This is a genomic window from Empedobacter sp. UBA3475, from assembly GCF_002378465.1.
Taxonomy (GTDB): Bacteria; Bacteroidota; Bacteroidia; order Flavobacteriales; family Weeksellaceae; genus Empedobacter; species Empedobacter falsenii_B.
Genome location: NZ_DFRA01000022.1, coordinates 1 through 6,847 on the forward strand (window position 1 = coordinate 1; position 6,847 = coordinate 6,847).

Below are 6,847 nucleotides of genomic sequence, written 5' to 3' on the forward strand. Positions count from 1 at the left end.
TAGCTAAAATTACTGCACTTACTGTGGTTCAGTACATTAATAAAACATACTTTAATCGAAATATTAATAAGCTAAAAACTCAAATTATTTAAAATGCACAACGGGTTAGTATACTTTGTTTCTTTTATTATTCTTACTTTTTAAATATAAAATAAATGGAGTTAGTATTCCTGATATAATTGAAATTGGAAATATCCAAAATGGAAGTAAAATCCATAAAAAATAATATTCTAAAGTTTTATAAAAATTGAAAAAAGTAAAACCTTTTAAGTTTTGATTTTCAAAGATTTCATTTAATGATATGAAAAATAGTAAAAATGAAAATAACCAAAATATAAAACTATAAGTCTTTAAATATTTTATTTTACCTATTTTCTTGTTCATGAAAAAAATAGGTGAAATTGAAAAAATAAATATAATTGGAATGATGATGTAACCGATATATTTTTGAAAATCCATTATTAATAAGAATTAATTTATCCTAATATTAATTTTGAATAGTTTTAAAACTTAAAATTAATCTTTCCATTCAAGAAACGTCCTGTCAAATAATTTGGCATTGTGTAAACTGCACTCGAATTTACGTCGCGAATCCATGAATTACTGATTTCGTTTTTAATATCAAACACATTGAAAACATCTACACCAATCGAAATTTCTTTGAAATTACTCCAGAATGTTCCTTTTGATGGTTTCAATTCTTTTTGATTGATCAATTCTTTCACAAAACCAATGTCAACACGTTTGTAATCTGTCAACGTTGTTTGGTATTGGTAAGGATCTGCAAATTGTGGTGCTCCGTTTGGTAAACCAGAAGCATAAATCAAATTTACATTCACTTTGAAAGATGGTAAAAACTCCATATAATCTTGGAAAAATGCAGATAATTTGAAACGAGGATCTGTTGGTAATGGAATATTTCCTCTGTCATCAATATTTTGATAAGCTCGCGCATACGAAGCCGAGAACCAAGAATCTATACCAGGAACAAACTGCCCAAATAAACGCATATCAAGTCCATACGCATAACCTTTGGAGTTGTTATCTGCCGTATAACGAATTCTCACATTGTCTACATAATACGGATTCAAATCATTTAAGATTTTGTAATAAACCTCAGTTGTTAATTTGAACGGACGATCCATCCATTTGAATTCGTAATCGTTTCCAAATATAAAATGAATTGATTGTTGCGATTTTACTTTGTTATTCAAAGAACCATCTAAACGACGAATTTCGCGATAGAAGGGAGGTTGATAATAAATACCTGTCGAAAAACGGAACAACATATCGCTTTCCCAATCTGGTTTAACAGCGATTTGAGCACGAGGCGAAACAGTTGTTTCTTCGTTAAAATCCCAATAAGCTGCACGTACACCAGCGTTGAACATTACTTTCGCATCATTCCACATAAATTTGCTTGTATATTGTGCGTAACCTGAAATACGATTGGTTTTTAAATTATTTTTAGAATTCACATAATAACTTAAATTCAAACCATTTCCTGGATTTGGATTCACAACATATCCTGTCGAATCGATTGCTTGCCATTCACCTAATAAATCACGAATATCTTCTTGTTGAAATTTTGCACCCCACTCAATATCATTGTTTCCATTGATTTTATATTTTCCTTTGTGTTGAATTCCAGCAACCAACGCATCAAAATTATTTCGTGCATGATCGATTTGCGAACCAACATCATTCGTAGAAGTAGCATGGCCTTTTTCGTCTACTTCGGAAATGAAATAAGAACCTTGAATATCAAAATATTCGCGCTCTTTCGAATGATAAGCAAAAAGGTCTAACCCTAAATCTACTTTAGAATTTGGTTGATATGTAAATGATAAACTTCCTGTTTCTGTCGCAAATTTATCATCCTCTTTTCCGTCATAAAAAACAGTTAGCAACAACGGAGTATCCATTGTGTTGATGTACGTATCACGTTTTACAGGAAACATTTCGTAGCGCGAACGTGACATTGTCCCCAAAAATGCAACATTCCATTTATCATTTAATTTATAATTGATATTGGCTTGTACATCGTAATATTCGGGATTGAAATTGGTATCACCTTTTAAGGTATTCAACACTAAATTTCTGTTTTGATAGCGCGCTCCAACAATTGCCGAAAGTTTTTTGTCTTTAGAACCTCCGCCTAATGTCAAACTTCCGCCCATTAAACTTGCTTCTAATTGTCCTTCAAATTTTGTTGGGCGTTTGTAGGTAACATCTAAAACAGAAGACATTTTGTCGCCGTATTTTGCTTCCCAACCACCAGCAGAAAAGTTGATAAATTGCGTCATCGCAGGATTTACAAAACCTAAACCTTCTTGTTCGCCAGAACGAATCAATTGAGGTTTATAAACTTCGATTCCGTTAACGTAAATTAAATTTTCGTCATAATTTCCTCCGCGAACCATATATTGCGAACTTAATTCTGTATTCGAATTTACGAAAGGCAATGTTTTCAATAAATCGGCAACTCCGCCAGTCAAACTTGGTCCTTGTTGCATTTGCGCAGCACTCAAAACGGTACTTTGCAAAGGTTTATTTTTATTGGATTGAAAAGAAATAGTTGCTTCACCTAATTCGATTGCATTGGTTTGATCAGGAACTAATTGAACAAAAATCTCTTTCTTGTTTTTATCTTTTAGCGTAAAAGTTTGTGCAAACGAATGATAACCATTGTTGTTAAAAGTTACGGTAACGGAAGAATTTGATGGAATATCAATTTTGAAATTACCATTTTGATCTGTAAAATAAGATTGATCGTTGACAATAATCTCAGCTTCACTAATTGGAATTCTATTTTCGTCGACAACTTTACCATTAATTTGCGCAGTTTGAGCAAATAAAATTCCACCCAAAAGAGATAAACTTATGGTACTAAGAAATCTTTTTGAATGTTGTAGAGTATGTTGCTGTGTTGTTTTTTTCATCTTTCACGTTTAATTCTAATTGATGGTTGCCAACCGAAATCTGTTCTTTGTTCAAATTAATTGATAATCGTTTAATTTTTTGATCATATTCGGCTAAAACCCACTTACCATCGATATAAGCTTTATAATCTTTTATCCCAGATTGTGCATCATCAATTGTAAATTTGATAATAGCATTAGCTTGAGTAAATTGACTATCTGATTTGATATTTAACGGAGTAATTGTCGGTTTAGTATTGTCAATTAAAATAGAAAAAACACCAAAATCTTTTGGATTTGCAACAAGCTTTCCATTTTTGAGCTCTGTTGTTAAATAATCTTTTTTCCAAGCACCTCTTTTTTGATATTCGCGTACAATAACAGCTTTGTCCAATTGCGCTGTTGGAATGTCAGTAGTCGGTTCTATTGCTAACGTGTAAGTTTGATGAACTGGTATATAATAATCGCCCACCCAATGTTTACCATTCGAGAATTTATAAGCTAAATCAAAATCTTCATAAAAAATATTTTTAGGGAAAAATATTTCGATTCCATCAGATTTGAAATGATTTTCTTTGTTCCACAACATTGGATTTGTTTCAGTAAGTTTTGCAGAATCTACAAATGCTTTTCCATTAACTGTAAAAGATTGCGAAGATAAATTTCCTGCATAATCAGAAACGTCAATTTTTACTTTGTACGATTTTCCTTCTTCAAGCTCTAAAATTCCATTGTTTTTTAGATTTGAATACATTCTGACAGGATTCCCATCTTTCACAAATCCTTGATACACCCAACTATTATTTTTCTGAATATCGCCATAATCGCAAACTGTATTTATAGCTCGAGCTTCATCAAACGAAAAACGATTAGAAGTAAACGTATAAATCGGTTCATCATTCACATAAATATTAATTTGATGAACTCCATTGTTATTTTCTGCTCCATTGTGTTTGTCATAGGCTTTTACACCAAAACCTATTGCGCCAGAGGCAGAAATTGTACCTCCATTTACCACAACAACACGATTGGTTTTTTGATTCACATCGCCATAAATTGGATAAGCATATAGGCCTAAAATAGATGGTTTTCGAGTATCAGGTAAATCAAAACCGAAGTAAAAAGGATTAATTGGTTCTTCTGTTTTGGTATCACGAATTTCGAAATGTAAATGTGGACCTCCAGAACCTCCAGAATTTCCAGAAAGAGCAATCAAATCGCCCATTTTTACAGGAAGTTCGTTTGGTTTTGGATGCAATTCTATCTTAAACGTTTCGTTTGCATATTGTTGTTTGCGCACATATTCTTGCAATTCGGGCGTAAATTCTCTCAAATGGGCATAAACAGAAGTATATCCGTTTGGGTGATCGATATAAAGTGCATTTCCATAACCTGTTGGCGAAATATTAATGCGAGAAATGTAACCGTCTCCAACCGCTTTTACTTTCAGACCTTCTCGTTGTTGAGTTTTGATATCAAGCCCAGCGTGGAAATGATTGGCACGTAATTCTCCAAAATTACCAGCTAAATAATTGGTAATTTCTAAAGGATTTTGGAAGATGTTTTTTGGATATGTTTCAGATTTTGGTTGTTCTGATCGTTGTCCAAAAACAACAGAACTTAGTAATAAGTTTAGGAAAATTGGCTTAATCACTTTCATTTTTTCTTTTCAATAATTAACAAATCAGTTAAAAGTAAATTAAATCTTTTACAAACCTCCTTAATCTTTTGAATTTCTGAAAATTATTTGGAGATAAATTTTTGTAAAATAAAATTAAATAAATGATTATCAATATTTTGTATTTGTAAAATAATAAACAAGTAAAAGAAAAGGATTTTAGTGAATGATTGAGAAATGATGAAAGTAATTTTAAAATCAAACATAAAAAACATCATCATGAGAAAAATTATTTTAGCACTTTTTATAGTTGCTTCTATCGTAAGTTGTAATGAATACAAAGGTTCAGAAAGTAATGCAGAATTGGCTGCTGATGCAAAGAAGAAGTTGCGGTTTCTAATGCTGCAAATTTAGAAGTAGAAGGGAAGGTTTTTAAATCGAATGCGTTGATCGAAATGAAAGTAAAAGATGCGATGAAAGATGCGGTTCAAATCGAAGAAAATGCGATTTCGTTGAATGGATTTGTTTTGAATAGTGAAATGATTAATCAAATTTTAGATTCGGATATAGTTGAATTATCCGAAAACATAATATGACAATACTATTTTTCTCTAAATTGCCTATTTATAAGGTTTTATAGAATGTTAAAGTTTCAATTTGAAGTACTCTAACGCATTGAAATCCTTGATTTGTTGTACCAATTGTTGTACCTTAGAATCACGTTACATTCGTTTGCATCAGCAAGTTACAAAAAAAAATCACTTGATTGCATTCGTTTATAAAAATAGATTTTTAAACCATAATTCAAAATCCAATGGCTTCAATCAAATTAGTACTTCGCACCAACCAAGAAGATAAAACAGGGCACAGTCCATTGTATATCTGGTTAATCAAGGATCGTAAAACAAAATTTATAGCAACTGGAGTAAAGTTGAAAGAAAACGAATGGGATGATGTCAAACAAAAAGTAAAACGCAATTATCCCAATTCAACGAGAATGAATGCTTTCTTATCTCAAAAGATTGCAGATGCAGAAGCAATGGTTGCTGATAACGAGCGAAAGCGTGGAAATATCTCCGCTAAGCGATTAAAAGAAGCGATCAAAGGAAAAGATATTAAGAATTTCTTTGAATATGCTTACGAGCGTTGTGAACGTATCAGAGGGAATGTATCACCTCAAACCTATAAAGCTTATAAAATGAATATTCAAAAGTTCGAGAAGTTTTTAGGTACAAACGAAATCTACTTTGAAGATATCACAGTAACAGTTTTAAATGATTATGTCAATTTTATGAGCAATCGTTTAAAGAATGGTTCTACAACTATGCATTATGCTTTAAATATTCTGGCGATAATGTTTAAAGATGCCATTCGTGAAGAAGTCATCACTTTAAATACTTATCCATTTGCGAGTGTAAGAATCAAAAAAGACAAGAGTACAAGACTGTTTTTAAACAAAGAACAAATAGAGCAGCTAAAAAATCACAAGAGTTCATCTGGTCAAACAGATACGTATTTCCGTGATATGTTTATTTTCAGTTGTTATGCGGGTGGATTACGTTTTGGTGATGTCGTTACCTTACAATGGAAAAACTATGATGAAAACGAACAACGTATCAGATTAAACATTCGTAAAACGAAACGTTCACATCAATTCAAAGTAGGTCAATCGGCTTTAGAGATTTTAAACAAATACAAGAAAGAAACTTCCGAATCAGATGATTTTATTTTTCCAATCATTTCAGAAGCAAATTTCTTCGAACAATCCAACGAATACCAACTAAAAGTAATAGTTGCCAAAAATACTTTATGTGGTCAGAAATTGCGTAGAATCGGTAAAGAATTAGAATTTCCATTCTCGTTATCATTCCATTTAAGCCGACATACATTTGCAACCCAAGCTTTAGCTAACGGAATGCGTATTGAGTACGTTTCAAAATTGTTAGATCACTCAGATATTGGAACAACTCAAATCTATGCAAAAATCGTAAACGACGAATTAGATAAAGCAGTAGAGCAATATATAAAATAAGAAAGCAAATAATCTCTCCAGCGACACATTTTGTCTTTGTAATATATTAATTTACATCAAATTACACTATAAAAGGTTAAATGCTAAAACTTAATTTATGATGAAGTATTTGATAAAAGAAACTGTACAATTCAAAGAGTTTACACAAGTTGCTTTACACAATGTAAAGTCAGAAGAATTTGATATTATAGAGGTTCAACCTCTTACAAATGACGGGTATTGTCAAGCATTAATTGACAAAATATTTGAGATTTCTCATTCTGATTTCTATGACAA

General features: G+C 31.6%; 5 protein-coding genes and 1 pseudogene. 4 read left to right on the top strand and 2 right to left on the bottom strand.

The genetic code is table 11. From position 1 onward, the window contains the following. A pseudogene (locus tag B3I31_RS05320) lies at positions 1-92 on the top strand (IS982 family transposase); the annotation flags it as partial. 411 nt (positions 93-503) lie between these two features. Here B3I31_RS05320 and B3I31_RS05325 read toward each other — a convergent pair. Both B3I31_RS05325 and B3I31_RS05330 read right to left on the bottom strand, forming a co-directional pair. After that, a complete protein-coding gene (locus B3I31_RS05325) occupies positions 504-2,942 on the bottom strand; it encodes a TonB-dependent receptor (RefSeq protein WP_291046777.1) in 2,439 nt (812 codons plus the stop codon). Then, positions 2,890-4,581, bottom strand: coding sequence for a M23 family metallopeptidase (locus tag B3I31_RS05330; RefSeq protein ID WP_286496356.1), 1,692 nt, complete (start codon positions 4,579-4,581; stop codon positions 2,890-2,892). Before B3I31_RS05330 ends, B3I31_RS05325 begins: the two co-directional genes overlap by 53 nt. 195 nt (positions 4,582-4,776) lie before the next feature. Here B3I31_RS05330 and B3I31_RS05335 point away from each other — a divergent pair, with 195 nt between their 5' ends. The 3 genes from B3I31_RS05335 to B3I31_RS05345 all read left to right on the top strand — a co-directional run bounded on the left by B3I31_RS05335 (position 4,777) and on the right by B3I31_RS05345 (position 6,571). Beyond that, positions 4,777-4,953, top strand: a complete 177-nt coding sequence (locus B3I31_RS05335; RefSeq protein ID WP_291060714.1) for a hypothetical protein — start codon at positions 4,777-4,779, stop codon at positions 4,951-4,953. Between the two features lie 41 nt (positions 4,954-4,994). Beyond that, on the top strand, positions 4,995-5,135 hold the full coding sequence (locus B3I31_RS05340; RefSeq protein WP_291046781.1) for a hypothetical protein: 141 nt from the start codon (positions 4,995-4,997) through the stop codon (positions 5,133-5,135). A gap of 218 nt (positions 5,136-5,353) precedes the next feature. After that, positions 5,354-6,571, top strand: coding sequence for a site-specific integrase (locus B3I31_RS05345; RefSeq protein WP_291060716.1), 1,218 nt, complete (start codon positions 5,354-5,356; stop codon positions 6,569-6,571). Positions 6,572-6,847: the final 276 nt, after the last annotated feature.

Bases quoted from the DNA above. Each gene is read 5' to 3' on its own strand.
- B3I31_RS05325 (WP_291046777.1), bottom strand. From the start codon at position 2,942: ATGAAAAAAACAACACAGCAACATACTCTACAACATTCAAAAAGATTT.
- B3I31_RS05330 (WP_286496356.1), bottom strand. From the start codon at position 4,581: ATGAAAGTGATTAAGCCAATTTTCCTAAACTTATTACTAAGTTCTGTT.
- B3I31_RS05335 (WP_291060714.1), top strand. From the start codon at position 4,777: ATGATGAAAGTAATTTTAAAATCAAACATAAAAAACATCATCATGAGA.
- B3I31_RS05340 (WP_291046781.1), top strand. From the start codon at position 4,995: ATGAAAGTAAAAGATGCGATGAAAGATGCGGTTCAAATCGAAGAAAAT.
- B3I31_RS05345 (WP_291060716.1), top strand. From the start codon at position 5,354: ATGGCTTCAATCAAATTAGTACTTCGCACCAACCAAGAAGATAAAACA.